The organism is Caulobacter endophyticus, from assembly GCF_003116815.1.
GTDB classification, from domain to species: domain Bacteria; phylum Pseudomonadota; class Alphaproteobacteria; order Caulobacterales; family Caulobacteraceae; genus Caulobacter; species Caulobacter endophyticus.
Genome location: NZ_QDKQ01000032.1, coordinates 1 through 26713, shown reverse-complemented (window position 1 = coordinate 26713; position 26713 = coordinate 1). Strand labels below are relative to the sequence as shown.

Annotated in this window: 29 protein-coding genes; 21 read left to right on the top strand and 8 right to left on the bottom strand. The window is 68.6% G+C overall.

Features of this window, described 5'->3' with window-relative positions; all coding sequences use genetic code 11:
• Nucleotides 1-165 precede the first annotated feature (165 nt).
• From DDF67_RS07920 to DDF67_RS07880, 9 genes are all read left to right on the top strand, one after another.
• A complete protein-coding gene (locus DDF67_RS07920) occupies nucleotides 166-1074 on the top strand; it encodes a cell division protein FtsQ/DivIB (RefSeq protein ID WP_109100353.1) in 909 nt (302 codons plus the stop codon).
• A 33-nt stretch (nucleotides 1075-1107) separates the two neighbouring features.
• A complete protein-coding gene (gene ftsA, locus DDF67_RS07915; protein WP_109100372.1) occupies nucleotides 1108-2433 on the top strand; it encodes a cell division protein FtsA in 1326 nt (441 codons plus the stop codon).
• Nucleotides 2434-2864: 431 nt separating this feature from the next.
• Nucleotides 2865-4418: a cell division protein FtsZ gene (ftsZ, locus tag DDF67_RS07910; RefSeq protein ID WP_109100352.1), complete on the top strand. Its 1554-nt coding sequence runs from the start codon at nucleotides 2865-2867 to the stop codon at nucleotides 4416-4418.
• Nucleotides 4419-4584: 166 nt separating this feature from the next.
• Entirely contained in the window at nucleotides 4585-5055 is a 471-nt protein-coding gene (locus tag DDF67_RS07905; protein WP_199229182.1) for an Lrp/AsnC family transcriptional regulator, read from the top strand.
• A 286-nt stretch (nucleotides 5056-5341) separates the two neighbouring features.
• Nucleotides 5342-6457: a histidinol-phosphate transaminase gene (hisC, locus tag DDF67_RS07900; RefSeq protein WP_109100351.1), complete on the top strand. Its 1116-nt coding sequence runs from the start codon at nucleotides 5342-5344 to the stop codon at nucleotides 6455-6457.
• A 30-nt stretch (nucleotides 6458-6487) separates the two neighbouring features.
• Nucleotides 6488-7549 (top strand): 4-hydroxyphenylpyruvate dioxygenase, encoded by a 1062-nt coding sequence (hppD, locus tag DDF67_RS07895; protein WP_109100350.1) that lies wholly within the window; start codon nucleotides 6488-6490, stop codon nucleotides 7547-7549.
• 158 nt (nucleotides 7550-7707) lie between these two features.
• Complete coding sequence (hmgA, locus tag DDF67_RS07890) at nucleotides 7708-8985, top strand: homogentisate 1,2-dioxygenase (RefSeq protein ID WP_109100349.1); 1278 nt, start codon at nucleotides 7708-7710, stop codon at nucleotides 8983-8985.
• A gap of 25 nt (nucleotides 8986-9010) precedes the next feature.
• On the top strand, nucleotides 9011-10018 hold the full coding sequence (locus tag DDF67_RS07885) for a fumarylacetoacetate hydrolase family protein (protein ID WP_109100348.1): 1008 nt from the start codon (nucleotides 9011-9013) through the stop codon (nucleotides 10016-10018).
• A complete protein-coding gene (locus DDF67_RS07880; RefSeq protein ID WP_109100347.1) occupies nucleotides 10015-10401 on the top strand; it encodes a Rieske (2Fe-2S) protein in 387 nt (128 codons plus the stop codon). Before DDF67_RS07885 ends, DDF67_RS07880 begins: the two co-directional genes overlap by 4 nt.
• A 158-nt stretch (nucleotides 10402-10559) precedes the next feature.
• On the opposite strand, the gene DDF67_RS07875 is transcribed toward DDF67_RS07880, so the two are convergent.
• On the bottom strand, nucleotides 10560-10925 hold the full coding sequence (locus tag DDF67_RS07875; RefSeq protein WP_109100346.1) for a c-type cytochrome: 366 nt from the start codon (nucleotides 10923-10925) through the stop codon (nucleotides 10560-10562).
• Nucleotides 10926-11055: 130 nt separating this feature from the next.
• Here DDF67_RS07875 and DDF67_RS07870 point away from each other — a divergent pair, with 130 nt between their 5' ends.
• Nucleotides 11056-11607 carry a GNAT family N-acetyltransferase gene (locus DDF67_RS07870; protein WP_109100345.1) on the top strand — a complete coding sequence of 184 codons (552 nt, stop codon included), beginning with the start codon at nucleotides 11056-11058 and terminating at the stop codon, nucleotides 11605-11607.
• A gap of 67 nt (nucleotides 11608-11674) precedes the next feature.
• On the opposite strand, the gene DDF67_RS07865 is transcribed toward DDF67_RS07870, so the two are convergent.
• Complete coding sequence (locus DDF67_RS07865) at nucleotides 11675-12496, bottom strand: flagellin (RefSeq protein ID WP_109100344.1); 822 nt, start codon at nucleotides 12494-12496, stop codon at nucleotides 11675-11677.
• Nucleotides 12497-12813: 317 nt separating this feature from the next.
• Nucleotides 12814-13158: a hypothetical protein gene (locus tag DDF67_RS07860; protein ID WP_109100343.1), complete on the bottom strand. Its 345-nt coding sequence runs from the start codon at nucleotides 13156-13158 to the stop codon at nucleotides 12814-12816.
• Between the two features lie 74 nt (nucleotides 13159-13232).
• Between DDF67_RS07860 and DDF67_RS07855 the strand changes: the two genes are divergently transcribed.
• Nucleotides 13233-14216 (top strand): helix-turn-helix transcriptional regulator, encoded by a 984-nt coding sequence (locus DDF67_RS07855; protein ID WP_109100342.1) that lies wholly within the window; start codon nucleotides 13233-13235, stop codon nucleotides 14214-14216.
• A gap of 12 nt (nucleotides 14217-14228) precedes the next feature.
• Here the strand turns inward: DDF67_RS07855 and DDF67_RS07850 are convergent, their stop codons facing one another.
• Nucleotides 14229-15239, bottom strand: a complete 1011-nt coding sequence (locus DDF67_RS07850) for a DNA topoisomerase IB (protein ID WP_109100370.1) — start codon at nucleotides 15237-15239, stop codon at nucleotides 14229-14231.
• Nucleotides 15240-15344: 105 nt separating this feature from the next.
• Between DDF67_RS07850 and rlmJ the strand changes: the two genes are divergently transcribed.
• The 3 genes from rlmJ (at nucleotide 15345) to phaH (ending at nucleotide 18228) form a co-directional block, all read left to right on the top strand.
• Nucleotides 15345-16169 carry a 23S rRNA (adenine(2030)-N(6))-methyltransferase RlmJ gene (gene rlmJ / locus DDF67_RS07845; RefSeq protein WP_109100341.1) on the top strand — a complete coding sequence of 275 codons (825 nt, stop codon included), beginning with the start codon at nucleotides 15345-15347 and terminating at the stop codon, nucleotides 16167-16169.
• Nucleotides 16170-16173: 4 nt separating this feature from the next.
• Entirely contained in the window at nucleotides 16174-17454 is a 1281-nt protein-coding gene (gene chrA / locus DDF67_RS07840; RefSeq protein WP_109100340.1) for a chromate efflux transporter, read from the top strand.
• 84 nt (nucleotides 17455-17538) lie between these two features.
• Nucleotides 17539-18228, top strand: coding sequence for a phasin PhaH (phaH, locus tag DDF67_RS07835; protein ID WP_109100339.1), 690 nt, complete (start codon nucleotides 17539-17541; stop codon nucleotides 18226-18228).
• A gap of 15 nt (nucleotides 18229-18243) precedes the next feature.
• Here phaH and DDF67_RS07830 read toward each other — a convergent pair whose 3' ends face one another.
• The gene (locus tag DDF67_RS07830) at nucleotides 18244-18705 is read right to left on the bottom strand and encodes a PaaI family thioesterase (protein WP_109100338.1); all 462 of its coding nucleotides are present in this window, start codon (nucleotides 18703-18705) and stop codon (nucleotides 18244-18246) included.
• A gap of 112 nt (nucleotides 18706-18817) precedes the next feature.
• Between DDF67_RS07830 and DDF67_RS07825 the strand changes: the two genes are divergently transcribed.
• From DDF67_RS07825 to DDF67_RS07805, 5 genes are all read left to right on the top strand, one after another.
• On the top strand, nucleotides 18818-19129 hold the full coding sequence (locus DDF67_RS07825) for a DUF3253 domain-containing protein (protein WP_109100337.1): 312 nt from the start codon (nucleotides 18818-18820) through the stop codon (nucleotides 19127-19129).
• A gap of 87 nt (nucleotides 19130-19216) precedes the next feature.
• Nucleotides 19217-19873, top strand: a complete 657-nt coding sequence (locus DDF67_RS07820; protein WP_109100336.1) for a glutathione S-transferase family protein — start codon at nucleotides 19217-19219, stop codon at nucleotides 19871-19873.
• A 179-nt stretch (nucleotides 19874-20052) separates the two neighbouring features.
• Nucleotides 20053-20637, top strand: coding sequence for a uracil-DNA glycosylase family protein (locus tag DDF67_RS07815; RefSeq protein WP_109100335.1), 585 nt, complete (start codon nucleotides 20053-20055; stop codon nucleotides 20635-20637).
• Nucleotides 20634-21668, top strand: a complete 1035-nt coding sequence (locus tag DDF67_RS07810; protein WP_109100334.1) for an alpha/beta hydrolase — start codon at nucleotides 20634-20636, stop codon at nucleotides 21666-21668. The genes DDF67_RS07815 and DDF67_RS07810 overlap by 4 nt, the downstream gene beginning before the upstream one ends.
• 143 nt (nucleotides 21669-21811) lie before the next feature.
• A complete protein-coding gene (locus DDF67_RS07805) occupies nucleotides 21812-22873 on the top strand; it encodes a Leu/Phe/Val dehydrogenase (protein ID WP_109100333.1) in 1062 nt (353 codons plus the stop codon).
• 33 nt (nucleotides 22874-22906) lie between these two features.
• Here the strand turns inward: DDF67_RS07805 and DDF67_RS07800 are convergent, their stop codons facing one another.
• A complete protein-coding gene (locus DDF67_RS07800; protein ID WP_233247574.1) occupies nucleotides 22907-24340 on the bottom strand; it encodes an MFS transporter in 1434 nt (477 codons plus the stop codon).
• Between the two features lie 94 nt (nucleotides 24341-24434).
• Between DDF67_RS07800 and DDF67_RS07795 the strand changes: the two genes are divergently transcribed.
• Together DDF67_RS07795 and DDF67_RS07790 are read left to right on the top strand one after the other, a co-directional pair.
• A complete protein-coding gene (locus DDF67_RS07795; protein ID WP_109100332.1) occupies nucleotides 24435-24734 on the top strand; it encodes a UvrB/UvrC motif-containing protein in 300 nt (99 codons plus the stop codon).
• A 63-nt stretch (nucleotides 24735-24797) separates the two neighbouring features.
• Nucleotides 24798-25976 carry a vWA domain-containing protein gene (locus DDF67_RS07790; protein WP_109100331.1) on the top strand — a complete coding sequence of 393 codons (1179 nt, stop codon included), beginning with the start codon at nucleotides 24798-24800 and terminating at the stop codon, nucleotides 25974-25976.
• A 35-nt stretch (nucleotides 25977-26011) separates the two neighbouring features.
• Here the strand turns inward: DDF67_RS07790 and DDF67_RS07785 are convergent, their stop codons facing one another.
• On the bottom strand, nucleotides 26012-26383 hold the full coding sequence (locus DDF67_RS07785) for a MerR family transcriptional regulator (protein ID WP_109100330.1): 372 nt from the start codon (nucleotides 26381-26383) through the stop codon (nucleotides 26012-26014).
• A 101-nt stretch (nucleotides 26384-26484) separates the two neighbouring features.
• A partial coding sequence (locus DDF67_RS07780; protein WP_332888319.1) for an acetyl-CoA carboxylase biotin carboxyl carrier protein subunit occupies nucleotides 26485-26713 on the bottom strand: 229 nt, incomplete at its 5' end.

Here is a 26713-nt window from a genome sequence, read left to right as displayed (position 1 = left end):
GCGTAACGCGACGGGCCCTTCGTTATCCCGGCATTAACGACCTTCAGGCCTTTCTACGCCTCCGTAGGCGCTTCGCCCGAAACCGCTCCGTCGTCGAACGACGGTCGGGCTCGGAGAAGAGCCGAAAGGTTCCGTTTTTCCAGTGTCTGATGGTGGAGGACGCTTATGCCCGCGGCAGTGCGGGGGGGACCGCGCAAGCCAGCGCGCCCCCGGGCCGAAGCGCCCGCAGGTCCGAACAAGGCTCGCCCGGCTCAGCAACAGCAGCCGGCGGGGAAGCTGCATGCCGCGCGCGGCGGCGTCGGCGTGTCGCCGGGCCTGGCCCTGGGCGTCGCCGGCGGCGCCCTCGCGCTCGCGCTCGTCGTCACCCTGGCCACCGGTCATCGCGCCGAGCGCCTGGGCCAGGCGATGGCCCACGGCGTCGATGGCGAGTTCGCCAACCTGGGCTTCAAGCTGAAGGCCGTGCACGTGACCGGCGCTTCGGCGACCGCCCAGGCCGACATCCTCAAGGCCAGCGGCCTGTACCAGGACCAGCCGACGCTGGGCATGGACCTGGTCGATCTGAAGTCCCGCGTCGAGGGCGTGGGCTGGGTGAAGTCGGCCAAGGTGGTCCGGCTGCTGCCCGACACCGTGATGATCGCCGTCGAGGAGCGCCCGGCCCTGGCCGTATGGCAGCACTCGGGGCGCCTGAAGGTGATCGACGCCGAGGGCCGCATCATCCGCGAGGCCGACGCCGCGCGCTTCCCGCACCTGCCGCTGGTGGTGGGGCAGGGCGCCGACCAGGCCGCTGGGAACATCTTGCCGGCGGTCAACGCCCGGCCGCGCCTGCGCGATCGTCTCGAAGCGCTGGTGCGCGTCGACGACCGCCGCTGGGACCTGCGATTGAAGGACGGCTCGCTGATCCAGCTGCCGGCCATTGACGAAGAATCCGCGTTGATTCAATTGGATCAACTGGACCAGCGGCAACGCATCCTCGATCTCGGCTTCGCGCGCATCGACCTGCGCGATCCCGAGATGGTGGCGATCCGGCCTCGTGACACCGTGCTGCCCGGGCAGCCGGTGGCCAACGGGGCTTAAGAACAGAAACGATGGACTGAGGTGACCCTGACCATGTCGCGACTTGAGGACCGGAGACAGGCCCGTGATGGCCTGAAGGCGACGCTCGTGCGTCAGCCCGCGGTCGCGGCCGTGGACCTGGGGGCGTCGAAAGTCACGTGCTTCATCATGAAGGCGGACGGCGTCCACCGCGACAATCGCACCCTGACGACCGCGGGGGTCGGCTACGTGCAGTCGCGCGGCGTGCGCGGCGGGGCGATCGTCAATCTGGACGAAGCCGCCCAGGCCATCGCGCAAGCCGTGGAGCGCGCCGAGACGGTCGCCGGCGTCAGCGTCCAGGGCGTGTCGGTCTGCACGGCCGGCGGCCAGCTGGCCAGCCACCGCGTCCAGACCCAGGTTTCGCTGGGGGCGCGGCCCATCGCGGATGGGGATCTGTCGCGCGCCATCTCCTCGGCCCTGGCGCAGGTGCGCCTGCCGGGCCGCAAGCCGATCCACCTGCTGCCGATCGCCTGGTCGGTCGACGGCCAGAAGGGCATCCGCGACCCGCGCGCCATGTTCGGCCGCTCGCTTGGCCTTGAGCTGCTGGTCGTCTCGGTCAACGAGAACATCTTCCACACCCTGGCCCACTGCGTGGAGCGCGCCCACCTGTCGTTCGAGGGCATCGTCGCCGCGCCCTTCGCCTCGGCCCTGGCGGCCCTGGAAGAGGATGAGATGGACCTGGGCGCCGTCTGCATCGACATGGGCGGCGGTTCGACCTCGGTGGCGGTGTTCAACAACGGCGCCCTGTGCCACGTCGACAGCCTGGCCGTCGGCGGCGGGCACGTCACCCAGGACATCGCGCGCGGCCTGCAGACCTCGGTCGCCGGCGCCGAGCGCATCAAGACCTTGCATGGCAGCGCCATCGCATCGGCCAACGAGGACCGCGAGATGATCGAAGCCCCACCGCGGGGCGATGATCCGGGCGCGGGTCCGGTGATCGCGCCGCGGTCCTTGCTGAAGGGCATCATCCAGCCCCGCGTCGAAGAGACCCTGGAACTGCTGCGCGAGCGCCTGAAGGCCTCGGGCGCGCCGGTGGAGCCCGGCGCGGGCATCGTCCTGACCGGCGGCGCCAGCCAGCTGGCCGGCGTGCGTGAAGTGGCCGTGCGGGTGTTCGACCGTCCGGTGCGCCTGGGCCGTCCGCGCCGGGTGCCGCACCTGGCCGACGCCGCCTCGGGTCCGGCCTTCTGCGCCGCCGCCGGCGTGCTGCATCGCACGGCCTTTGGTCCGCGCGAGGTGGTCTCGCCCAAGGCGCTGAGCAGCGCCCAGGTGCGCAAGCGTCCGATGGATCCCAACGCCTCGCCGGTGGCCAAGGCCGCCGCCTGGCTGCGCGACAACCTCTAGCGCCCTCGTCTCATTGTGAGAAATAGTCAGCGCCTCGCCCGAAAGGGCGGGGCGTTTTCGTGCGTCTGGACCAAATCACCTTGGCTCGCGCGATGGGTGAATTAACCCTGTCATTTAACTTTCTAAGTGCCTGAATGGCCAAACAGTGTAGTTTCGCGCCCCCGAATCCGAGGGGTTGGACGCAAAAAACAGGCCAGCGGCGTTCCGCCGCACGGCCGTTCCGGCCCAGCTTGGAAACCAAGGAGTTCCAAGCAATTCCTTTGGATAACTCGCTTTTTTCCCTGTAAGCGGGATCGACCTGCAGCCGACTCAGATTATGGCTTTAACCGCCAGTTAACGATGGTGGTTGTTCTGTTAACCCGATCGTCGAGGCGTTACCGGCTTGCGGTCGGTTCATTTGACGAATTCGGCGTAAGGACGCGAGGGTCCCCATGGCTATTTCACTTTCGGCGCCGCGCACCACCGAGCTGAAGCCGCGTATCGTGGTCTTTGGGGTCGGCGGCGCTGGCGGCAACGCCGTGAACAACATGATCGAGGCGGGCCTCGAAGGTGTCGAGTTCGTCGTCGCCAACACCGACGCCCAGCAGCTTCAGTTCGCCAAGACCGACCGTCGCATCCAGCTCGGCGTGCAGATCACGCAGGGCCTGGGCGCCGGCGCGCACCCCGAAGTGGGCATGAGCGCCGCCGAGGAAAGCTTCCCCGAGATCGGCGAGCACTTGGAAGGCGCCCACATGGTGTTCATCACCGCCGGCATGGGCGGCGGCACCGGCACCGGCGCGGCCCCGATCATCGCCAAGTGCGCCCGCGAGCGCGGCATCCTGACCGTCGGCGTGGTGACCAAGCCCTTCCACTTCGAAGGCCGTCACCGCATGCGCCTGGCCGACGCCGGCATCCAGGAGCTGCAGCGCTACGTCGACACCCTGATCGTCATCCCGAACCAGAACCTGTTCCGCGTCGCCAACGAACGCACGACCTTCGCCGAAGCCTTCGGCATGGCCGACCAGGTGCTGCACTCGGGCGTCCGCTCGATCACCGACCTGATGGTGCTGCCGGGCCTGATCAACCTCGACTTCGCCGACGTCCGCACGGTCATGACCGAGATGGGCAAGGCGATGATGGGCACCGGCGAGGGCACCGGCGAAGACCGCGCTCTGATGGCTGCTCAGAACGCCATCGCCAACCCGCTGCTCGACGAAGTGTCGCTGAAGGGCGCCAAGGCCGTGCTGGTCAACGTGACCGGCGGCATGGACATGACTCTGCTCGAAGTGGACGAGGCCGCCAACGCGATCTCGGACCAGGTCGACGCGGAAGCCAACATCATCTTCGGCGCGGCCTTCGATCCGTCGCTGGATGGCGTGATCCGCGTGTCGGTGGTCGCCACCGGCATGGACGGCGCCTCGATCCAGCAGATCGAGCCCAAGCCGGCCGCCCGCAACACTCACGCTCCGCCGCTGCTGGCCGAGACCTCGCGTCCCGCGCCGCAACCGGCTCCGCAGCCCGCCCCGGCCCCTCAGCCGGTCGCCCAGGCTCCGGCCCAGCCGGAAATCCGCCCGGGCGCGCGCTACGAAGCCCGCCCGATCGAGCGTCCGACGACCATGGCCTACCCGGAACCGGCCTACGAGCCGGCTCCGCAGCCGCACGCCCAGGCCGACCTCTACGCCCAGCCGGAAGCCGCCTACGAGCCGGAACCGGTCTATGAGCCGGCCCCGGCGCCGCGCGTCACCCGCATCGTCGACCCGATGGTCGCCGAGGCCGATGACGAGCCGCTGTACAGCGATCACTACGAGGATCGCCGTCAGCAGAAGAGCGGCGGCTGGATGAGCCTGTTCGGCGGCGGTCGCCAGCAACGCTACGAGCCGGCTCCGCAGCCGCAGGCCCGCCAGACGGGTTCGGCCCGCCCGCAACTGCAGCCGATCGATCCGCCCCAGGCCGACGACGGCGAGGATCTGGAGATCCCGTCGTTCCTGCGTCGCTTGGCCAACTGAAAGTCGAGTTAGTACCAGTAAGCGTAACAGTAAGCGTAAAGCGTAAGTCGAAGCGCCCGGGGTCTCTGCCCCGGGCGTTTTGCTTTTCCAGATGCTCCCCCTTCTAGGGGAGGATCACAGCGCGAACTCGTCATATAGTGCCGGTAAATCACCTGATCCGGTCACGATGAAGCTCACCCGCACCGACAAGAAGATCCTCGACGTCCTGCAGCACGACAGCGGGGTCACGAACGTCGAGCTGGCCGAGCGGGTAGGGCTGTCGGCCAGCCCCTGCCTGCGCCGCGTCAAGCAGCTGGAGGCCGCGGGCCTGATCAGCGGCTATGTGGCGCTGCTGGACCGGCGCAAGGCCAAGCTGGATCTGTTGGCCTATGTCGAGGTCGCGGTCGACCGCCACAACGAAGCCGCTGCGGAGGCCTTTAAGGAGGCCATCCTGCGCGAGCCGATGGTGGTGGGCTGCCACGCCATGACCGGCAGCTATGACTACCTGCTGCGGGTGGTGGCGCCGAACCTCGACGCCTATGCCGAGTTCACGATGAAGCGCCTGCTGAAGATGCCGGCGGTAAAGGACATCCAGTCCAGCTTCGTGCTTGAGACGATCAAGGACTCCACGGCGCTGCCGTTGGATTACCTGGAATAGCGTTCGAACGCTCGGGAGATCACCACCGTGGAGCGCCTTCCTGGGCCTTGTGCCCAGGATCCATCGTTCAGCCTGCTCAGACCTTTCGAGTTCGTCCGCATATGAGCAGCGGCCGGCATGGGCCCGCCGCAAGAGCGAGGGAAGCGGCTTCAGGCGTGGCGGCATCTCATAGTTCTGGGTCATAAAATGACCCTATGAACATCTTCGTCGGTCACAATCGCTACAACGCGTCTCTGCGCCTGACCTATCCTGACGTCCATATCTCCCGACTCCCGGAGCGGCCGTCATGCTGGTTCTCGATCGCAAGCCCAAGGCTCCTCAGACGCCCATGCGCGCCGCGCTCGACGGCGTCGTGGCCTACAAGGCCGGCATGACCCTGGCCGAGGCCGGTCGGCGCACGGGCCTGACCGACTTCGCCAAGCTGGCCAGCAACGAGAACCTGCTGGGCGCCAGTCCCAAGGTCGCCGACGCGGTGATGGCCGCCGTGGCCGAGCCGCAGATCTATCCCGACCCCTATTGCGAGACCCTGCGCGCGGCTATCGGCCAGCGCCTTGGGGTGTCGTCGGATCGCCTCCTGGTGTCCCCGGGGTCGGAAGCCCTGATCGACTACGTATTCCGCGCCGTGCTGGCGCCGGGTGATGAGATCCTGCTCTCCTCGCCGACCTTCCCGGCCCACGACATCTTCGCCCGCTGCGCCGAGGCCAGGATCGTAGATGTGCCGCGCCTGGCCAATTTCGACCTCGACGTCCCGGCCGTGGCCGCGGCGGCCGCGCTGGGCCCCAAGCTGCTGATCCTCTGCACGCCCAACAACCCGACCGGCAACGCTCTCTCCAAGGAAGCCGTAGAGACCGTGCTGGCCGCCACCCCGAAGACCACCCTGGTGTTCGTCGACGAGGCCTATCGGGAGTATTATGAAGCCTACGACATGCTGGCCGTGCTGGAGGCCTGGGGCGGACCGTGGATCGCCGCGCGCACCTTCTCCAAGGCCTATGGCCTGGCCGGCATGCGCGTGGGCTACGGGATCGCGTCGAGCGAAGAGCTGATCGCCTATCTCGACCGCCTGCGTCCGCCGTTCAACGTCACCGCCGTCAGCCAGGCCGCCGCCCTGGCCGCCTGGGACGATCGCGAGCACCTGGCCTCGACCGTCGCCCTGACCCTGTCCGAGCGCGCCCGCGTCGAGGCGGCGCTGGACGAGATGGGCGTCGAATACACCCGCTCGGAGGCCAATTTCGTCTTCCTGCGCACGCCGGCCGGTCCGGAAGCCACCGCCATGCGTTTGTTGCACGAAGGGCTCATCGTCCGGCCGACGCCCGTCAAGGGCGGCTGGGTGCGCATCACCATCGGCCGGCCGGCCGACAACGACCGCCTGATCGCCGGCCTGCCGGCCGCGCTGGTTCCATAACCAACTACAACGAGCCTTAGGGAGGCCCGCATGCCCGTCACGCCCGAAAACCCCCTCGGCCTGAACGGCTTCGAGTTCGTCGAATTCACCAGCCCCGATCCGGCGGCGATGAAGGCGATCATCGAGCAGTTGGGCTTCGTGCCCGCCAGCACCCATCCGACCAAGGCCGTGACCCGTTACAAGCAGGGCCGCATCAACTTGCTGGTCAACGAGGAGGCCGCCGGACAGGTCGCCGACTTCCGCGCCGAACACGGCCCGTCGGCCAACGGCATGGCCTTCCGCGTCGACAACGCCAGCCAAGCCTTCGAAGACGCGCTGAAGCGCGGGGCGAAGGCCGCCGACGCCAGCCGATCAGTGCTGGGTGAGGGGGGCAAGGTGCTGGAAGGCATCGGCGGATCCTTGCTCTATCTCGTCGAAGGCGAGGGAAGCATCTACGAGGCCTGGATGCCGGTGCTGGGCGCCGAGCAGGCCGAGGCCGCCAACTCGGTGGGCCTCGATCTGCTCGACCACCTGACCCACAACGTCAAGCGCGGCCAGATGCGCACCTGGTCGACCTTCTACAATCAGGTATTCGGCTTCGAGGAGCAGAAGTATTTCGATATCAAGGGCCAGGCGACCGGCCTGTTCAGCCAGGCGATGATCGCGCCCGACAAGGCCATCCGCATTCCGCTGAACGAAAGCCAGGATGACAAGAGCCAGATCGAGGAATTCATCCGCCAGTACAATGGCGAGGGCATCCAGCACCTGGCCCTGACGACGGAGAATATCTACGATACGGTCGAGCGTCTGCGCGCCCGCGGCGTGAAGCTGCAGGACACCATCGAGACCTACTACGAGTTGGTCGACAAGCGCGTGCCCGGCCATGGCGAGGACCTGGAGCGCCTGCGCAGGAACCGTATCCTGATCGACGGCAATGTCGGCGACGAGGGCCTGCTGCTGCAGATCTTCACCGAGAACCTGTTCGGGCCGATCTTCTTCGAGATCATCCAGCGCAAGGGCAACGAGGGTTTCGGCAACGGCAACTTCCAGGCCCTGTTCGAGAGCATCGAGCTGGACCAGATCCGCCGTGGCGTGATCACGGTCGACGCGTAGGCGTCGCCGATCTTCTCAGCCGTTATCCCGGCCTTAGCGCGCGGCGCGAAGAGCCGGGGCCCAGGGGCCATGCGCACCGCCTCTGGGTCCCCGGATCGGCCTTGCAGGCCGTCCGGGATGGCGATCTAGTTGGACCTGAAAGTTCGAGAGGGGCGTCGATGGACCTCCGCTACCAGACCGGCTTCGGCGCCCACTTCGCGACCGAGGTTGTGGCCGGCGCCCTGCCGGTCGGACAGAACTCGCCGCAGCACGTGCCGTTCGGCCTCTATGCCGAGCAGCTGTCGGGCACAGCCTTCACCGCGCCCAGGCACGAGAACCGCAGGAGCTGGCTCTACCGCCTGCGGCCCAGCGCCGGTCACGGGCCCTACAGGCCCTACAATCAGCCAAGGCTGACCAGCGCATTCGACGGCCCGGTGACGCCCAACCGACTGCGCTGGAGCCCGATCGAAATCCCGGCCGAGCCGACCGACTTCGTCGACGGCCTGGTCACCCTGGCGGGCAACGGCGACGTGGCGACTCAGGCCGGCATGGGCGTGCACCTGTATCTCGCCAACGCCTCGATGAAGGACCGGGTGTTCTACGACGCCGACGGCGAGCTTCTGATCGTGCCGCAGCAGGGCGTGCTGACCCTGGTGACCGAGATGGGGCGCCTGAAAGCTGGCCCCGGCCACATCGCGGTGATCCCGCGCGGCGTGCGTTTCCGGGTCGAGGTCGAGGGGCCTTCGCGCGGCTATGTCTGCGAGAACTTCGGTGCGGCCCTGCGCCTGCCGGAACTGGGGCCGATCGGCTCCAACGGCCTGGCCAACCCGCGCGACTTCGAGACGCCCGTAGCCGCCTTCGAGGACGTGGATGCGCCGACCCAGGTGATCCAGAAGTTCCAGGGCAAGCTCTGGAGCGCGCAGTGGGATCATAGCCCGCTCGACGTCGTGGCCTGGCACGGCAACCTCGCGCCGTACCGCTATGACCTGGCGCGCTTCAACACCATCAACACGGTCAGCTACGACCATCCCGACCCGTCGATCTTCACGGTGCTGACCTCGCCCAGCGACACGCCGGGCACGGCCAATGTGGACTTCGTGATCTTCCCGCCGCGCTGGATGGTGGCCGAGCACACCTTCCGCCCGCCCTGGTTCCACCGCAACGTGATGAGCGAGTTCATGGGGCTGGTGCATGGCGCCTACGACGCCAAGGAGGGCGGCTTCGCCCCCGGCGGCGCCAGTCTGCACAATTGCATGAGCGATCACGGACCGGATGTGGCCAGCCACCGCAAGGCGACGGACGCCGAACTGGGGCCGCACAAGATCGACAACACCCTGGCATTCATGTTCGAGAGCCGCTGGGTGATCGCGCCGACGAAGTTCGCGCTGGAGCATCGCGCGCTTCAGGCCGACTATGACGCGTGCTGGGACGGGTTCCCTAAGGCCCGCCTGCCGTAACCAGAACAAGAAGAGGAAGCGCCGAATGAAGCTCGCGTCTCTGAAGGGCGGCCGCGACGGCCGGCTGGTCGTGGTGTCGAACGACGTGGCCTGGTGCACCGACGCCGGAACGATCGCGCCGACGCTGCAGGCCGCGCTCGACGACTGGGAGCGCTGCGAGCCGCTGCTGCGCGGGCTGGCCGAGAGCCTGGAGCACGGCGGCGTGCCCAAGGAGCGTTTCCACGAGCACGATGCCTTGAGCCCCCTGCCGCGCGCCTACCAGTGGGTGGACGGCAGCGCCTACGTCAATCACGTGCAGCTGGTGCGCAAGGCGCGCGGGGCCGAGATGCCCGACAGCTTCTGGACCGATCCCCTGATGTATCAGGGCGCGTCTGACGGGTTCCTCAGCCCCCGCGACACCATCCCCCTGGCCGACGCGGCCTGGGGCTGCGACCTGGAGGGCGAGGTGGCGGTGATCGTCGGCGACGTGCCGCTGGGCGCCAGCCGGGAAGAGGCCCTGGCGGCTATCCGGCTGGTGATGCTGTGCAACGACGTCAGCTTGCGCAACCTGATCCCCGCCGAGCTGGCCAAGGGCTTCGGCTTCGTGCAGTCCAAGCCGGCCAGCGCCTTCTCGCCGGTGGCGGTGTCGCCGGCCGCGCTCGGCGAGGCGTGGAAAGATGGCAAGCTGCATGGCGCGCTGCTGATCGAGCTGAACGGCAAGGACTTCGGCAAGGCCGACGCCGGCGTCGACATGACCTTCGATTTCGGGACCCTGGTGGCCCACGCGGCCAAGACCCGCGCCCTGGCGGCCGGCACGATCGTGGGCTCGGGCACGGTCAGCAACCGCGACGCCGACGGCGGTCCGGGCAAGCCGATCGAGCAGGGCGGTCTTGGCTATTCCTGCCTGGCCGAACTGCGCACGGTCGAGACGATCCTGCATGGTGCACCCAGGACGCCGTTTCTGCTGGGCGACGACACGGTCCGGATCGAGATGAAGGACGCCAAGGGCCACACCATCTTCGGCGCCATCGAGCAGCAGGTGGAGCGGGTTTGAGCCAGGAGGCCGCTCCGGAGGCCCAGGCGGTTGGACGGGTCTGGTCGACGCCGGCCGGGGTCAACCTGGGTTCGCTCGACCTGATCGCCGACGGGGCGGCGCGCAACTACGTGCTGCAGATCGGAGCCTGTCGCTTCCATGGCTTCGTGGTGCGGCGGGGCGAGGCGGTGTTCGGCTATGTCGACCGCTGCCCGCACGCCGGTCTGCCCCTGGCGCAAGCGCTCGATCAGTACCTGACGCCGGACGGCGGCATGATCGCCTGCTCCTGGCATGGAGCGGTGTTTTCGATCGAGAACGGCGCCTGCCTGGGCGGACCCTGCGCCGGCGGCCGCCTGACGTCCTGGCCGGTGCGGGTCGAGGACGGGCGGATCCGCACCGCCTGACGCGCCCAAAAGAAAAGCCGCCCTCCAGGAGAAGAAGGCGGCCGAGTCAATTGGGAGGAAACGCCCTAGGAGGGCAGAACCTGTATAGCCGCTTACGGTACGTGTGACAACGTTGTCATGAAGTTTTCGGTGAAAAAAATCGCCGGAGCGCCGGAGGCCTATTTCCGCCGGCGCGCCGCGGCGACCTCGGCGGGCGTGATCGCCTTGCCCTTGTTGCCCCAGGACCCGCGGACATAGGTCAGCAGGCCGGCCAGATCGGCGTCGGTCATGTCGTCCTTGAAGCCGGGCATCTCGTTCTTGCCGTTCAGCACGATGGACAGCAGCGGCTTGGCGTCGCCCTGAATCAGCGGCGTGCCGGCCAGCGCCGGATAGGCGCCCTTGACGCCCTTGCCGCTGGCCTGGTGGCAGGCGGCGCAGTTGTCGGCATAGAGCGTCTGGCCCGGCGGCGAGGCGGCCAGGGCCGAGGCGGCCGGCAGGAAGGCGCCGCCCAGGATCAGGGCGGCGAAGGTGGCGTTGCGGTGCATAGGTCTCCCCGGGGAGGTGTCGTCGACTCGACGGCGTCGGCTCCGTCGCGGCGCAGGTTAGCCGAGGCGGCGGCGATGGAGATAGGGCGCCGGGCCTTGCGCGCGGTGGGGAGGGGGGTATGTCGAGAGCATGACCGACCTGACCCTGCGCCTGGCCAAGCCGGAAGACATCCCGGCCCTGACCGTCCTGATGAACGCGGCGATCGCCGAACTGCTGACGCCGTTCCTGCCGCCGGAGGGCGTCGAGGCCTCGTTCGAGATCATGGGGCTGGACAGTCAGCTGATCGCCGACGGCACATACTTCGTGGTCGAGGATGGGGGAGAGATCGCTGGCTGCGGCGGGTGGAGCCGGCGGGCCACGCTGTTCGGCGGCGACCACTCGGCGGGACGTGACGCGGCCCTGCTGGACCCGTCGCGCGACGCCGCCCGGGTGCGGGCGATGTATACGCACCCCGATCACGTGCGGAAGGGCGTGGGCCGGATGGTCCTGGCGGCCTGCGAGCAGGCGGCGGCCGGAGAGGGCTTCACCCGCGCCGAGATGGCGGCGACCATGGGCGGCGTGCCGCTGTATGAGGCCTGCGGCTACAGCCTGATCGAGCCGTTCACGGCGGCGACCTCCAGGGGCTACGACGTGCCGCTGGCGCGGATGGGCAAGGCGCTGGGGGCGGCCCCGGCGCGCTAGGCGGCCGGCCAACGAAAAAGGGGCGGACCTCGCGGTCCGCCCCTCGTGTCCGATCGGACCGCGCCGCTTAGCGGAACAGGCTCAGGATCGAGCTCGACGACTGGTTGGCGATCGAGAGCGCCTGGATGCCCAGCTGCTGCTTGGTTTGCAGGGCTTGCAGCTTGGCGCTTTCCTTGGCCAGGTCGGCGTCGACCAGGTTGCCCACGCCCGCGTCGAGGCTGTCTTGCAGCTTGCCGACGAAGTTCAGGTGGGTGTCCAGGCCAGTCGAGCTGGTGCCCAGCGAAGCCAGCTTGTTGGTCGCCGTTTGCAGGGCCGTGTCGATGGTGGTGATCATCGTCTTGGCCGCGGCGGCGGTCGTGAAGGTGGTCGTGGTGCTCAGACCGATGCCGGCCAGCGACAGGGTCTTGGAGTTGACGGTGATGCCCGAGCCGTCAGAGTTGGCCAGGTAGGTCAGCTTGGCGGTCTTGCCGTCGATGATGCTGGCGCCGTTGAACTTGGCGTTGCTGACGGCCTTCGTGATCTGGTCGCGCAGCGAGTTGAAGTCGGCCTTCAGCGCGTTGAACGAAGCCGTGTTCAGCGAGGTGTCGGAAGCGGCCAGGGCCTTTTCCTTCATCTTGCCGAGCAGGTCGGTCACGGTGTCGCCGGCGGCCAGAGCGACGTCGATGGTGGACTGACCGCGTTGCAGCGAGTCCTTCACGGCGTTGATCGAAGAAGAGGTGGCCGACTGGTTCTTGGCGGTGGCCCAGATCGCGCCGTTGTCCTTGGCGGAGCCGATCTTCTTGCCGGTGTTGATCCGCTGTTGCGAGATCTGCAGTTCGCTGTTGGTCGAGTTCAGGTTCTGCAGGGCGATCATCGCCCCCGAGTTCGTGTTGATGCTGTTCAGCGCCATTACGAAGACTCCTTCTTGAGGTGTCCGGCGTCATTTTGACGGCCGGAGGGCTTTTTGCCCTCCTGCAACATCCCGTAATGTTCTTGACATTGAGTGAAAATGTCGCGGTTACCGCGGCGTTCACTTAGAAGACCTGTTAACCTCGATTGAGGCAGTCGCGACGCAATGAATCTTTGATAATCGCGGACCAAGTCATGGCGACTTCAGTGCGATAGCTAGACACAGAAATCACGGTCTCGACCTGAGGAGTTTGGTCCCGCGTCGCGTTTGAAGGGGCGAAGATTCAAACTGTCCTGGGCGTGACGTCCGGGAGCGGTTCAGGCGCAGAGGCGGGCGGGCTCGGGTTCTTGTTCATCGGCGTCGAAAAGGTCGAAGGCCTCTTCCCAGGCGGCGCGGCGGGTTTCGCGCAGGGCCGCATCGTCGATCACCCGCACCAGCTGGTCCTCGCGGTCGTTCCAGACCAGTCCGACGTCGGTCGCTCTTTCAGCGTCGCCCCCCAGCAGCAGGATCACGTCGGCCTGGGCCGCGCGCTCGAGGCTCAGGCGCATGAGGGTGCGGCCGCCGCCCAGGTCGCGGTGAATGTCGGCGAAGCCCAGCACGGCGGAGATCATCGCGGCGCTGACCGGGCGGACGTGCCAGGGCTGGCAGGCGAGGCGGCTCATGTCGGTTTCTCCGAACGATTGCGATGCTCTCTTTTCCACGTGCGTTGCGTCAGAAACGGTCGTAATGATCCGGAATGAGACATGAGAAGGCGACGAAGCTGCTCGACCTGGCCCGGCGGCTGGCCAGCTCTTCCGAGGGTCTGACCCTGGACGAGATGGCCCAGGCGATGGAGGTTGGGCGCCGTACCGCCGAGCGCATGCGCGACGCGGTCTGGTCGGCCTTTCCGCAGATGGAGGCGATCGAGGATCCGCCGACCCGGCGCTTCCGCATCCCCTCGGGCCTGGACAGCCTGTTCCAGACCCCGACCGCCGAAGAGCTGGCGGCGCTGCGCACGGCGGCCGACTCCAATGCTACCGCAGGCGCCGAGGCGCGGGCCGCGGCGCTGTACGCCCTGGAAGGCAAGCTGCTGTCAGCTCTGAAGGGCTCGGCCCGCCGCCGCGTGGCCCCCGATGTCGAGGCCCTGGTGCAGGCCGAGACCATCGCCGTCCACGCCGGTCCGCGCCCATACGAGGACCAGGCCGTGCTGGCCGAGATCCGCTCGGCGGTGAAGGGGCTGACGGCCCTGTCGTTCCGCTACGAGGGCGGCAGCCAGCCGGGGCGCACGCGCACGGTGACGCCTCTGGGCATCCTGTTTGGCCGCAGCAACTACCTGGTGTCGCTGGAGGGCGCGAGCTCGCGCCCGCGCACCTTCCGCCTGGACCGGATGAGCGAAGTCGAGGCGCTGGGAAGGCCAGCCTCGCCGCCGGCCGACTTCTCGCTGCAGGCCTTCGCCGATGAGAGCTTCGGCATCTATCACGGCGAGATCGAGGACGTGGTCCTGCGCATCAAGCCCGAGCGCGCCGAGGACGCCCTGCGCTGGCGCTTCCATTCCAACCAGATCGTGACGCAGGGGCCAGACGGCGTGGTGACCGTGGCCTTCCGGGCCAGCGGCATGCTGGAACTGGCCTGGCACCTGTTCACCTGGGGAGATGCTATCGAGATCGTCTCGCCGCAAAGCCTGAAGACGATCATGGTCGAGGAGCTGGAAAAGGCCCTGGCGGCGCATCGTCCGGGCTGACCGTCGTCGCGGCTAGCCGCCAACCAGCCTCAGCAGCGCCAGTTCCCGCGCCCTCTCCGATGACGCACGCCGCCTGGGCAGGGCGCTGGTCTCGAACGCCTCCAGTACGCGCGGGTGGATGTAGGCGGCGCGGCAGACGGCGGGCGTGTTGCCCAGCAGGCCAGCGACGGCCTTGATGCAGAGGTTCAGCGCCTTCTTCGCCTCGGTCTTGGTGGCCGGAGCGGGCTGCAGGCTCAACGCCTCCAGCGCCGCCAGCGAGCCATACCAGGTGCGGAAGTCCTTGGCCGAGAAGTCCTCGCCGGCGACGGCGCGGATATAGTCGTTGACGTCGTGGCTCTCGATCGAGCGGCGCTGGCCGTCCTCGTCTAGATACTGAAACAGGCGCTGGCCCCGCAGTTCCTGGCAGGCGCGCACGATGCGCGCCAGGCGCTGGTCGCGAAAGCCCGTGCGGTGGACCTTGCCGCTCTTGCCCTTGAACTCGAACACCGCCCCGCCCCCAGCAAGCTTCAGGTGGCGCTTCTGCATGGTGGTGAGGCCGAAGCTCTTGTTGGCCTTGGCGTACTCGTCATTGCCGACCCGGATCAGGGTCAGCTCCAGCAGGCGGACGACGGCGGCCAGCACCTTTTCCCGCGGCAGGCCCCGGCGGGAGAGGTCGGCCTCGACCCGCTTGCGCAGGCGGGGCAGGGCGCGGCCAAAGGCGGCCATGCGCTCGTACTTGCGCGCGTCGCGGTCGGCGCGCCAGTCGGGGTGATAGCGATACTGCTTGCGGCCCTTCTGGTCGCGGCCGACGGCCTGGATGTGGCCGTTGGGGTCGGGGCAGATCCACACGCTGGTCCAGGCCGGCGGGATGGCCAGCAGGCGGATGCGCTCCAGCGTGGCCGCATTCTTCACCGGGCGACCGTCGGCGTCGGCGTAGGAGAAGGCGCCCGGCCTGCCCAGGCGCGCGAGCCCCTGTTCCTGGTCGTTGACATAGGCCAGCAGGGTCTTTTCGGCGGCCGGGGCCTCGTTGGTGTCGCGGGCCACGGCGCTCACCGTGCGCCGAAGACGGAAAAATGCCGGGTCATGCGTTCGCTCCCAACCCAATTCCGGCCAACGTGGTAGAGGGTTCGTCCGTTCCGGGGAGCTTCGATGAACTACCGCCACGCCTTTCACGCCGGCAACTTCGCCGACCTGCAGAAGCACGCGATCCTGCTGGCCCTGCTCGAGGCCCTGACCGCCGACGAGTCGCCGCTGGCGGTGATCGACACCCACGCCGGGGCCGGGGCCTATGACCTGCGCGGCGACATGGCCCAGAAGTCGAAGGAGGCCGCCGCCGGCATCGGCCGCCTGCTGGCCGAGGGCGACGCGCCAGCGCCCTTCGCTCCGCTGCTGAAGGCGGTGGAGGAACTGAACGTCGGCGCGGCCGATGCGCCGCTCTATCCCGGCTCGCCGCTGCTGATCGTCCGCGCCCTGCGGCGCAGCGACCGCTACACGGCCTGCGAACTGCGCGACGACGATTTCGACCAACTGCGCAAGGTGCTGGGTCCCTACGCTTTCGCTCAAGGCCTGAAGGCCGACGGCTATGCCACGGCCGAGGCCCGCGCCGGCCGAGGCGGGCGGACCTTCGTTCTGATCGACCCGCCGTTCGAGCGTCCCGACGACTACGCCCAATGCGTGGCCACGGTGCGAGCCGTGCGCAAGACCGATCCGGCCGCCGTACTGGCGATCTGGACGCCGCTGAAGGACCTCGAGACCTTCGACGCCTTCATCCGCGCGCTAGAAAACGTCACCGACGATGCGCTAATCGCCGAGCTCCGCCTGCGGCCCTTGCGAGACCCGATGAAGATGAACGGCAGCGCCATGGTGCTGGTCGGGGCGCCGGCGGCGATCGAGCCGAAGGTCAGCGAGATCACCACCTTCCTGGCCGGGCGCCTGGGCGAGACCGGCGCGGCCGGCCGCGTCTGGCGCGCCTGATCACGTGGGCGCGGCGCCTAGCCTTCGTCAGGCCTGCGCCGTCTGGCTGAAGGTGGGCTGCCTGGGGTTTGGCGGACCGGCGGGGCAGATCGCCCTGTTGCACAGGGAGGTGGTCGAGCGACGGGCCTGGGTCGACGAGGACCGCTTCGCCCACGCCTTGAGCTTCTGCATGCTGCTGCCCGGCCCAGAGGCCCAGCAACTGGCCACCTGGCTGGGCTGGCGGCTCCACGGGGTGCGCGGCGGGCTGGCGGCGGGGCTGCTGTTCGTATTGCCGGGCCTTCTGGCCATGATCGGCCTTTCAGCGCTCTACGTGGTCCATGGCCAGGCGCGCTGGGCCGCGCCGATGCTGCTGGGCCTGAAGGCGGCCGTCGTCGCCCTCGTGCTGCAGGCCCTGCTAAGAATGGCCGGCCGGGCGGCGCGCGGCCGGGCCGGCGCAGTCGCCGCGATCCTGGCCTTCCTGGCGCTGACCTTCACGATCGCGCCGTTTCCGCTGGTGATCCTGGTCGCGGGCCTGGCCGGCTGGTTCCTGGGCGCGCGTGGCGCCGTGGTCGCCGACCATGCCGAGACGCCACCGCTGAAAGGGGCGGGAAGGGCGGCGCTGGCCTGCCTGGCCGCCTGGCTGGCGCCGGTGGCCGTGGCCTTCCTGCTGGCGCCGCGTTCGGCCCTGGCCCAGATCGGCGCGGTGTTCAGCGGCCTGGCCGTGGTCAGTTTCGGCGGCGCCTACGCCGCGCTCGCCTATGTGGGGCAGGTCTCGGGCGAGCTCGGCTGGCTGACGCCGGGCCAGATGCTGGACGGCCTGGGCCTGGCCGAGACCACGCCGGGGCCGCTGGTGCTGGTGTTCGTCTTCGTCGGCTTCGTGGCCGCCTGGCGCGACGCCGACCCGGCCATGGCCTGGCCGATGGCGGTGCTGGGCGGGTTGATGGCCGCCTGGGCGACCTTCGCCCCGTCCTTCCTCTGGATCTTCGCCGGCGGACCGTTCGTCGAGCGCCTGCGCGGCCACGCCCGGGCGGCGGCCGCGCTGTCGTGGGTGGGGGCGGCGGTCGTCGGGGTGATCGCCAGCCTCGCCCTCTGGTTCGCCGTTCACCTGCTGTTTCGGACCGGGAACGAGGCGACCTGGGGGGCGTTTCGGGCGACGCTGCCCGACGTCGCCAGCCTGAACCCGGCCGCGCTGGGCCTGGTGGTGCTCGCCTGCGGCCTGACCTTCGCCCTGCGGCTGCCGATCCTGGCGCTGGTAGGGGTGATGGCTGCGGCCGGCGTGGCCTGCACGATGCTGCTGGGAGGCTGACGCGAGGGTAGCATTTTTGCGCTTGCGAAACGGCGTTCCATGCTATGCTGCGCCGCACAATCTTGATCGACGGAGTGAACGGCCATGGTTTCCTCGTCCTTCCTGCCCTCGTCTTCCGAAAGTTCCCAGGCTCCTTCGACCAACGTGCTGCTCGGCGTCGCCTCGCCGTTGTGGGCGGTGTTCGGCGGTGCGGCCGCCGCGGGCGCGGCCTGGTGGTGGTGGTCCAACCGCTGGCGCGAAGCGGTCAACCTCGAAGCCCTGATCGCCATCGCGCCCGAGCCTGTGTCGCGCGGCGTGATCGACGAGCCCGCTCCGGCCCTGGCCGAGACGCCGGCCAAGGTGATCGAGGCCGCCGTGGCGGAGGCCGAACCTGTCGTCGAGACCCTGACCTCCGCGACCGCCGAAGTGGTCGAAGCCGCCGCCGAGGTTCCTCTAGCCATCGCCGAGGCCTCGGTCGAGGTGGTCGAAGCGGTTGTCGAGACCGTTCCCGAACCTGTCTCCGACGCCGTGGCCAAGCCGGTCGAGGCGGTGGAAAAGGTCGCCGCGCCGGTGATCGAGACCGCCAAGAACGCCGCCGACGACCTGACGCTGCTGGTCGGCATCGGTCCCAAGCTGGCCGCCTCGCTGGCCGACCTGGGCGTCACCCGCTTCAGCCAGATCGCCGCCTGGAGCGCCGACGAGCTGGACAGTTTCGACAAGCTGCTGAGCTTGAAGGGCCGCGCCGAGCGTGACGCCTGGATCGCCCAGGCCAAGCGGTTGGCGGAGGGGGCGTAAAGCTCCGCAGGTCTCCTAGGCCGGCCCGCCCATCGTCCAGATCTTTTTGATCACGCCGGAGAAGGTCAGCATCGGCTGGCCGCCGGTGGAGAGCAGGCCGCGTACGAAGATCATCGAGCCGCCGGCTCGGACCACCTCGCCGGTCGCCTCCACCAAGTCGCCGGACTTGGCGGGGCCCACGAAGTCGCCGTTCAGCGAGACGGTGACAGCCTTGGCGTTGTCGAGTTCGCGCCAGGCGATGGCGAACAGCGAGAAGTCGGCGAAGGTCAGCATGCAGCCGCCGTGCATGAAGCCGCCGCCGTTCATGTGGCGCGGCTCGGCCCGGAAGGCGCAGCGCACCTTGCCGTCTTCCTCGCGGAAGTAGAACGGTCCGGTCTGGTCCTCGAACGGATCCAGCCCCGCCCAGGTACGCCAGCCGGCCCACTCGCCGTCCTCGATCAGCCTTGGCCCGCTGACGATCTCGTTGCCGCCGTCCATGCCCTGCGCTCCCGTACTTTCTCGTTGTTATTGCGGCTCAGCTAAGCCCCCGGCGCGCGCCGAGGCAAGCCGCCCGCTTACGTCGAAGGCCGAACCGTGGCATGGCTTTCCCATGACCACCCCGATCCAAGACACCATCCTCTCGCAACTGGCCGGCGTGCCGGCCGGCAAGTCCATCGATCCGATGTCGGTGGCCAAGGCCATCCAGCCTGAGCGCTGGCAGCGCCTGCTGGGCCATATCCGCACCGACGCCATCGAGCTGGCCAAGGAAGGCAAGATCGTCATCCTGCGCCACAACAAGCCGGCCAATCCCGAGAAGTTCCGGGGCGTCTACCGACTTCGCCTGCCGATGGAGGGCGACCCGACCAGCTTCCCGGACGACGTCGAGGACGTGGCCGACGCCGCTGGCGACGCCGAGGATTGAGGCCCTTCAGGACCTACTCCTGGGTGGGTCTTGAAAAGAAACTGAATCGATGAACTATGAGCCTCCCAAATACATCGGGAGGTTCTCATGATCGTGTTCGGCTCGTCGCTGTCGCCCTATGTGCGCAAGACCCTGGCCTTCGGGGCCGAGAAGGGCCTCGTTCTCGAGAACCGGGTGTCGCCGCCCGGCAGTCTTGACCCCGAGTTCGCCGACTGCAGTCCGTTTCTGAAGATCCCGGGCTTCCAGGACGGCGATTTCCGCATTTCGGATTCCACGGCGATCATCACCTATCTGGAAGCCCTGCATCCCGAGCCGAACCTGATCCCGGCCGAGCCGCGCGCCCGCGCCCGGGCCGTCTGGTTCGAGGAATTCGCCGACACCATCTTGGTGACCGCCGCGGGCAAGATTTTCTTCAACCGGCTGGTGGCGCCGCGCATCATGCGCAAGCCCGGCGACGAGGCGGTGGCGGCCAGGGCTGAGACCGAGGAACTGCCGCCCGTGCTCGACTATCTGGAAGGCATCGCGCCGGACGCCGGCGGCTTCCTGTTGGAAGATCGCCTCACCCTGGCCGATATCGCCGTCGCCAGTCCTTTCGCCAACCTGCGTCACCTAGCCCTCGACCTGTCGCGCTGGCCGCGCACCAAGGCCTATGTCGACGCCGTCCTGGCCCGCCCGGCTTTCGCCGAGCTGATCGCCAGGGAAGAAGCGTTGCTGGCGAGGTTCGCGCCGCCGCAAGCCGCCTGAGCGATCATCCGACAGGTTGCCAACCCGCGCTCGGCGTTCGAGGTTGAGCGGCGAGTGCGGGGAGCAGCTTTCATGTCCAGAACCTTGCCGTCGCCCGGCGTCCTCGGCCTGCAGTTCCCGGTCGCGACGCAGTGACGCCGCCCCTTGGCGCGCGGCCGGTGGCGTCCTAACTGCCGGCCATGCCGCTCGACGCCCTGCTGTCCGAAATCCGCGCCTGCCGGGCCTGCGCCGGCGAGATCCCCGAACCGCGGCCGGTGGTGCGGGTGGGCGAGGGTGCGCGCCTGCTGATCTGCGGCCAGGCGCCGGGACGGCTGGTGCACGAGACTGGCCTGCCGTTCAACGATCCCTCTGGCAATCGCCTGCGCCAGTGGATGGGCGTGGATCGTGACACCTTCTACGGCCGCCCGGAGATCGGCGTGGCGGCCATGGCCTTCTGCTTTCCAGGGACCAATCCCAAGGGCGGCGACTATCCGCCGCCGCCGCGCTGCGCGGCCCTGTGGCGCAAGGACCTGCTCGACCTGCTGCCGAAGGTCGAGCTGACCCTGCTGGTCGGCGGCTACGCTCAGGCCTGGGCGCTGGGCGAGGCGATGAAGCCCTCAATGACCGAAACCGTCGCCGCCTGGAGCGAGTACGCGGCCCACGGCGTTCTGCCCCTGCCGCACCCCTCGTGGCGCAACACTGCCTGGCTCAAGCGCAATCCATGGTTCGAGGACGAGGTCACGCCCTATCTTCGCCGCCGTGTCGCGGGCATTCTGGCGGCATGAACCGCCGGAGCCTCTTCCTGACCGTCGGGGCCGCCGGCCTCGCCGCCGCCTGCGCCCCCATCACCCAGCGTCCGGCCATCGCGCCGCTCGGCCTGCGCGGCGCGCGGCTGCAGGACGACTGGATGATCGCCTTCGACGGCGCCAAGCTTGGCCTCAAGCGCTGGCTGCCGCGGGACGGACAGGTCACCCATGTGGTCGTCGGCCTGCACGGCATGAACGACTATTCCAACGCCTATCACCTGGCCGCCGACTGGTGGGCGCAGCAGGGCGTCGCGACCTACGCGCTCGACCTGCGGGGCTTTGGCCGCTCGCCGCGCCGGGGCGTCTGGGCCTCTACCGACCTGATGATCGAGGACGTACGCACCCTGGTGTCGCTGGCCCGGGAGGCCCATCCCGACGCCAAGGTCTCGCTGGCCGGCGTCAGCATGGGCGGGGGGCTGGCGATCGCCGCCATGGCCACCGACAACCCACCGGCCGCCGACAGCCTGCTGCTGTTCGCGCCCGCCGTCTGGGGTTGGTCGGCCCAGCCGCTGCCCTACAAGACCAGCCTGTGGATCAGCGCCCACACCGCCCGCAGCTGGGTGGTCAAACCGCCCGAGTGGCTGGTGCAGAAGGTGCTGCCGACTGACAACATGGAAGAGCTGCGCCGCATGGGCCGCGACCCGCTGATGATCTGGGGCGCCCGGTCCGACACCCTCTACGGGCTGGTTGGTTTGATGGAGCGGGCCTGGGCGTCGCTGGGCAAGGTGCGCGTGCCGGTCGCCTACTTCTACGGCGAGCGTGACGAGATCATTCCCGAGGAGCCGACCAAGCAGGCCGCCCGCCGCCTGAAGCCCGACGATCGTTCGGCCTTCTACGCCAACGGCTACCACCTGCTGCTGGTGGACAAACAGGCCGAAGTGGTCTGGCGCGACGCGGCGGCCTTCCTCAAGGATCCCCAGGGGGACCTGCCGTCGGGGGCGCCGCCGATCCCAGGCGCGCCGACCGCGCCGAATGTTGTCAAAGTTCAGGGTGTTCCGGCAGGACGCTAGTCGAACGTCCGGCTTATTGCAGCGCGAAAAGAATGATCATCGGTCTATGCGACGAAAGGCCGATTAAGTGATCCTTGCGGCGGCGCTCGTGGCGGCGTACATCCCGGCGCACTGTTTTCCATGCTGAGGCGAGGCCCACGGCAATGACCTTGTTCGATCTGCCCGATTTCGAAGGGCACGAAGGCGTCCACTCGTTCTACGACGAAAAGACCGGCCTCAAGTCGATCATCGCCGTCCACTCCACCGCGCGCGGCCCGGCCGCCGGCGGCTGCCGGATGTGTGACTACGCCAGCAGCGAAGCGGCTCTGACCGACGCCCTGCGCCTGTCGCGCGGCATGTCGTACAAGAACGCCATGGCCGACCTCGACTTCGGCGGCGGCAAGGCCGTGATCATCGGCGACAGCCGTGAGCAGAAGACGCCGGAACTGTTCGAGGCCTTCGGTCGCGCGGTCGACAGCCTGGGCGGCAGCTACTGGACGGCCGAGGACGTCGGCGTCTCGCCGGCCGACCTGGAGAACACCCGCAAGGCCACCCGCTACGTCGCCGGCCTGGAAGGCCATGCGGCCGCCTCGGGCGATCCCTCGCCGGTCACCGCCGAAGGCGTGTTCCGCGGCGTGCGCCTGTGCGTCGAGCGCGCCCTTGGCCGCGACCTGACGGGCGTGAAGGTGGCCATCCAGGGCGTCGGCCACGTCGGCGCCTATCTGGCCGAAAAGCTGCACGCCGCCGGCGCCAAGCTGATCATCGCCGACGTCAACCAGGTCGCCCTGAACGAGGTCGCCGCCAAGACCGGCGCCGAGATCGTCTCGACCGACGCCATCTTCGACGTCGAGGCCGACGTCTTCGCGCCCTGCGCCCTGGGCGGCGCGATCTCGGCCGCGACCCTGCCGCGCCTGAAGGTCAAGGTCATCGCCGGCGGCGCCAACAACCAGTTGGCCGACGCCATGATCGGCCAGACCGTGTTCGATCGCGGCATCCTCTACGCCCCGGACTACGTCATCAACGGCGGCGGTATCATCAACGTGGCCGCCGAGATCCGCGCCCTGGAAGCCGGCGGCGCCTTCGATCCGCAATGGGTGGCGACCAAGCTCGACCGCCTGGCCCTGACCCTGGCCGAAGTGCTCGACCAGTCGCTGGCCGAGAAGCGCCCGGCCAATCTCGTCGCCGACGAGATCGCCCGCGCCCGCATCGCGGCGGCGCGCGCCTGATCCTGAAGGAACCTCCCCCAAAGGGGAGGTTCTCTACCGGCCGCTGATGCTGGCCCCCGCGTCCTTGTCGAGTCGCAGGTAGACCGGCAGCGCCAGGAGCGTCACCACCCCGATCGCCACGAACGGCCAGACGAAGCTGGCCGGTGTCAGCGCCGCTTCGCCCGCGCCGCGCGTCAGGTGCAGCATCAGGCCGCCGAAGCTGACGCCCAGGGCCAGGCCCACCTGCTGGCTGACCGCCGCCAGGGTCGAGGCGGCCGCCACCCGCGGCTGGGGCACGTCGGCATAGGCGATGGTGTTGGCGGCGATGAACTGGCTGGACCGCGCGAAGCCGCCGACCAGCAGCAGGGCGATCATCAGCCACATCGGCGTCGAGGCCGTGAAGAAGCCTGGCACGGCCGTCATCAGCGCCGTGGCGACCACGAACACCGCCAGGGCCGTGCGGAAGCCGTAGCGCTTGAGCAGGGCGCCGGCGAAGGGGCGCGCGACCAGCACGCCCAGGCCCGTGGCGATGGTCACGCCGCTGGCCTTCAGCGGGCTCCAGCCGAGGGCCACCTGCAACAGCAGCGGCATCAGGAAGGGACTGGCGCCGATGCCCAGGCGCACGAAGGTTCCGCCCACCAGGCTGGCCCGGAAGGTCGGATAGCGCAGCAGGGTCAGGTCGAGGATCGGCCTGGCCTGGGCCCGGCAGTGCTTGAGGTAGAGCCAGCCTGCGCCCAGCGACACGGCTAGCAGCAGGGCTTGTATTAGCGGGGGCAACAGCGACAGGCCCGCCGTCTCGGCCAGGCCGATCAGGCCCGACAGGGCTATGGCGCTCATCACGAAGCCCTGCGTGTCGAAGCGGCCGGCCTCGGGATCGGGCGCGCCCTTGGGCACGAAACGGCGCACGGCGATGGCCCCGACCACGCCGATCGGCAGGTTCAGGTAGAAGATCCACGGCCAGTCGGCCACCGACAGCACGAAGCCGGCGATCGGCGGTCCGATCAGCGGTCCGACCATGGCCGGCATGGTGAACCAGCCCATGGCGCTGATCAGCTTGTCCTTGGGCGTCGAGCCTACGACGATCAGCCGCGCCACCGGCGTCATCATCGCCCCGCCGACGCCCTGCACGACGCGCGCGGCGACCAGCTGGCCGAGGTTCTGCGACAGGCCGCACAGCGCCGAGCCGGCCAGGAACACCAGCATGGCGATCAGGAACACCCGGCGGGCTCCATAGCGCTGGGCGGCCCAGCCGCTGGCCGGGGTGAAAACCGCCAGGGCCAGGATATAGGAGGTGAGCGCCAGCTTCAGGTGAATGGGGTCGGCCGAGAAGGCCTGGGCCAGGCGGGGCAGGGCGGTCGACAGGGCCGTGGAGTCGATGAACTCCATAAGGAGCGCGCTGGCGACGGCGAGGGAAACGAGGCGCGTGGCCCAGGGCGAGGGCTCTGGCAGGGGCGGGGCGGCCGGATTGACGGAGACGGGATCGGACACCTCGATGGCCTACGCCTCCGCATCCGGCGTCTCAAGCAAAGAGTGGGCGAACGCGGGCCTGGGGCGTTGTCATCGGGTCAGCAAGGGAGCGGCCATGAAGCAGACCCATGTCGAGGCGCTGGAGGAGCGGATGGCCCAAGCCGTCGCCGCCGAGGATTTCGAGGCCGCGGGCCGCCTGCGCGACGAGATCGCCGGACTGCGACGCTCCGAGCGCCTGCATGAGCCGCCGAACGCGCCCGAGCCCCAGGCCTCCTATTTCCAGCGACAGGTTCCGGGGAAGATGGGCCTGGGCACGGACCAGCCGGTTCCCGCCAGGCCGCCGGGCTGGGCGCCGCCACAGAAGCCCGACCCGATGACCGCCGGCCATTCGCGTGGCGGACGCCGTCGGAAGTAGCGGGCCGTTGCGCCGGAGGGCGGATGGCTTCATTCTTTCGAACAGACGTTCGAGAGCCTGCCGATGTTCCTCCGTTTCTTCTCCGAGCTGCGCCAGGCCAAGGTGCCGGTGTCCCTGCGCGAGTACCTCCTGCTCATGGAGGCGCTGGACAAGGGCGTCATCGACCGTTCGATCGACGACTTCTACTTCCTGTCGCGCGCCAGCCTGGTGAAGGACGAGAAGAACCTCGACAAGTTCGACCGCGTGTTCGGCCACGTCTTCAAGGGCCTGGAGACCGTGGGCGAGGGGATCACCGCCGACATTCCGGAAGAGTGGCTGAAGGCCCTGACCGAGAAGTTCCTCACCGACGAGGAGAAGGCCCAGATCGAGGCCCTGGGCGGCTTCGAGAAGCTGATGGAGACCCTGCGCGAGCGCCTGGCCGAGCAGAAGGAGCGCCACCAGGGCGGCAACAAGTGGATCGGATCCGGCGGCACCAGTCCCTTCGGCAACAACGGCTACAACCCCGAAGGCGTGCGCATCGGCCAGGACAAGGGCCGCCACGGACGCGCGGTGAAGGTCTGGGACAAGCGCGAGTACAAGAACCTCGACGACAGCGTCGAACTGGGCACCCGCAACATCAAGGTGGCCCTACGCCGCCTGCGCAAGTTCGCCCGCACCGGCGCGGCCGAAGAGCTCGACCTGCCCGGCACCATCCGCGGCACGGCCGAGAAGGGCTATCTCGACATCCAGCTGCGCCCCGAGCGCCGCAACGCCATCAAGGTGCTGATCTTCTTCGACATCGGCGGCTCGATGGACGGCCATATCAAGCTCTGCGAGGAGCTGTTCTCAGCCGCCAAGACCGAGTTCAAGAACCTGGAGTTCTACTACTTCCACAACTGCCTCTACGAAGGCGTGTGGAAGGACAACAAGCGCCGGCACACCGAGAAGGTCGCCACCTGGGAGGTGCTTCACAAGTTCCCGGCCGACTACAAGGTGATCTTCGTCGGCGACGCCACCATGAGCCCCTACGAGATCACCTATCCGGGCGGCAGCGTCGAGCATTGGAACGAGGAGCCCGGCGCGATCTGGATGAGCCGGGTCACCGACATCTACCAGAGCTGCGTCTGGCTGAACCCCACGCCCGAGCGCCACTGGGACTACACCCAGTCGATCGGCGTCATGAAGCAGCTGATGAACGACCGCATGTTCCCGCTGACCATCGACGGGCTCGACAAGGCGATGCGGGAGCTGGTGCGGGGGTAGATTGAAGATCCTCCCCCAGAGGGACAGGGTCTTGGCTACAGCCCCGACAGATACCCCGCGATCGCGGTCCGCCGCGCGTCCAGAGCCTCCAGCTGCGCTCGAAGTCGGGTCTTCAGGCGGTCAGGGCAAGCCCCGTCCTCGCCCAGCAGGTCGACGATCTCCGAGATCGGCAGGCCCAAGCTCTTGAGGTCGGCGATGGCCGCCAGCCGGGCGCGGGCCGACTGGCCCAGGGTGCGGACGTTCTTGGGGCCGCGCCCGCAGGCGATCAGGCCCATCTCCTCGTAGTGGCGGATAGCGCGCAGGGTCAGGCCCAACTGCTCGGCGACGACGCCGATCGGCAGCTCGGACGAGCGCAGCGAAAAACGCGGGGCGGCGGTATTGTTCTTCGACAGGGCGGCGGCTTGCATCGGAACTCCCTTGCGAATGGTTGTCTGGGCGCGGCGACGGCGTTCGGCCAGCGCGAGCGCCGCCTTTGTCCGCGGGCCGGGGATGGCGAGATCGGGAGCGCTCACTGGAACTCCACGAGCACCTGGTCGGCGGCGACGGGGTCGCCGGGGCTGGCGTTGATGGTCTTGACGACGGCGTCGCGCTCGGCGCGCAGGATGTTCTGCATCTTCATGGCCTCGAGCACGCAGACCACCTCGCCCTCGCGCACCGTCTGGCCGACGGCGACGTCCATGGAGACGACGAGGCCGGGCATGGGCGAGAGCACCAGCCTGGAGGTGTCGGCCGGGGCC

Bases quoted from the DNA above. Each gene is read 5' to 3' on its own strand.
- DDF67_RS07805 (WP_109100333.1), top strand. From the start codon at position 21,812: ATGACCTTGTTCGATCTGCCCGATTTCGAAGGGCACGAAGGCGTCCAC.
- DDF67_RS07865 (WP_109100344.1), bottom strand. From the start codon at position 12,496: ATGGCGCTGAACAGCATCAACACGAACTCGGGGGCGATGATCGCCCTG.
- DDF67_RS07830 (WP_109100338.1), bottom strand. From the start codon at position 18,705: ATGGACGGCGGCAACGAGATCGTCAGCGGGCCAAGGCTGATCGAGGAC.
- DDF67_RS07875 (WP_109100346.1), bottom strand. From the start codon at position 10,925: ATGCACCGCAACGCCACCTTCGCCGCCCTGATCCTGGGCGGCGCCTTC.
- DDF67_RS07815 (WP_109100335.1), top strand. From the start codon at position 20,053: ATGCCGCTCGACGCCCTGCTGTCCGAAATCCGCGCCTGCCGGGCCTGC.
- DDF67_RS07920 (WP_109100353.1), top strand. From the start codon at position 166: ATGCCCGCGGCAGTGCGGGGGGGACCGCGCAAGCCAGCGCGCCCCCGG.
- DDF67_RS07905 (WP_199229182.1), top strand. From the start codon at position 4,585: ATGAAGCTCACCCGCACCGACAAGAAGATCCTCGACGTCCTGCAGCAC.
- hmgA (WP_109100349.1), top strand. From the start codon at position 7,708: ATGGACCTCCGCTACCAGACCGGCTTCGGCGCCCACTTCGCGACCGAG.
- DDF67_RS07820 (WP_109100336.1), top strand. From the start codon at position 19,217: ATGATCGTGTTCGGCTCGTCGCTGTCGCCCTATGTGCGCAAGACCCTG.
- DDF67_RS07810 (WP_109100334.1), top strand. From the start codon at position 20,634: ATGAACCGCCGGAGCCTCTTCCTGACCGTCGGGGCCGCCGGCCTCGCC.
- ftsZ (WP_109100352.1), top strand. From the start codon at position 2,865: ATGGCTATTTCACTTTCGGCGCCGCGCACCACCGAGCTGAAGCCGCGT.
- hppD (WP_109100350.1), top strand. From the start codon at position 6,488: ATGCCCGTCACGCCCGAAAACCCCCTCGGCCTGAACGGCTTCGAGTTC.
- DDF67_RS07825 (WP_109100337.1), top strand. From the start codon at position 18,818: ATGACCACCCCGATCCAAGACACCATCCTCTCGCAACTGGCCGGCGTG.
- DDF67_RS07790 (WP_109100331.1), top strand. From the start codon at position 24,798: ATGTTCCTCCGTTTCTTCTCCGAGCTGCGCCAGGCCAAGGTGCCGGTG.
- DDF67_RS07860 (WP_109100343.1), bottom strand. From the start codon at position 13,158: ATGAGCCGCCTCGCCTGCCAGCCCTGGCACGTCCGCCCGGTCAGCGCC.
- DDF67_RS07870 (WP_109100345.1), top strand. From the start codon at position 11,056: ATGACCGACCTGACCCTGCGCCTGGCCAAGCCGGAAGACATCCCGGCC.
- DDF67_RS07885 (WP_109100348.1), top strand. From the start codon at position 9,011: ATGAAGCTCGCGTCTCTGAAGGGCGGCCGCGACGGCCGGCTGGTCGTG.
- DDF67_RS07785 (WP_109100330.1), bottom strand. From the start codon at position 26,383: ATGCAAGCCGCCGCCCTGTCGAAGAACAATACCGCCGCCCCGCGTTTT.
- phaH (WP_109100339.1), top strand. From the start codon at position 17,539: ATGGTTTCCTCGTCCTTCCTGCCCTCGTCTTCCGAAAGTTCCCAGGCT.
- DDF67_RS07855 (WP_109100342.1), top strand. From the start codon at position 13,233: ATGAGACATGAGAAGGCGACGAAGCTGCTCGACCTGGCCCGGCGGCTG.
- hisC (WP_109100351.1), top strand. From the start codon at position 5,342: ATGCTGGTTCTCGATCGCAAGCCCAAGGCTCCTCAGACGCCCATGCGC.
- rlmJ (WP_109100341.1), top strand. From the start codon at position 15,345: ATGAACTACCGCCACGCCTTTCACGCCGGCAACTTCGCCGACCTGCAG.
- ftsA (WP_109100372.1), top strand. From the start codon at position 1,108: ATGTCGCGACTTGAGGACCGGAGACAGGCCCGTGATGGCCTGAAGGCG.
- DDF67_RS07795 (WP_109100332.1), top strand. From the start codon at position 24,435: ATGAAGCAGACCCATGTCGAGGCGCTGGAGGAGCGGATGGCCCAAGCC.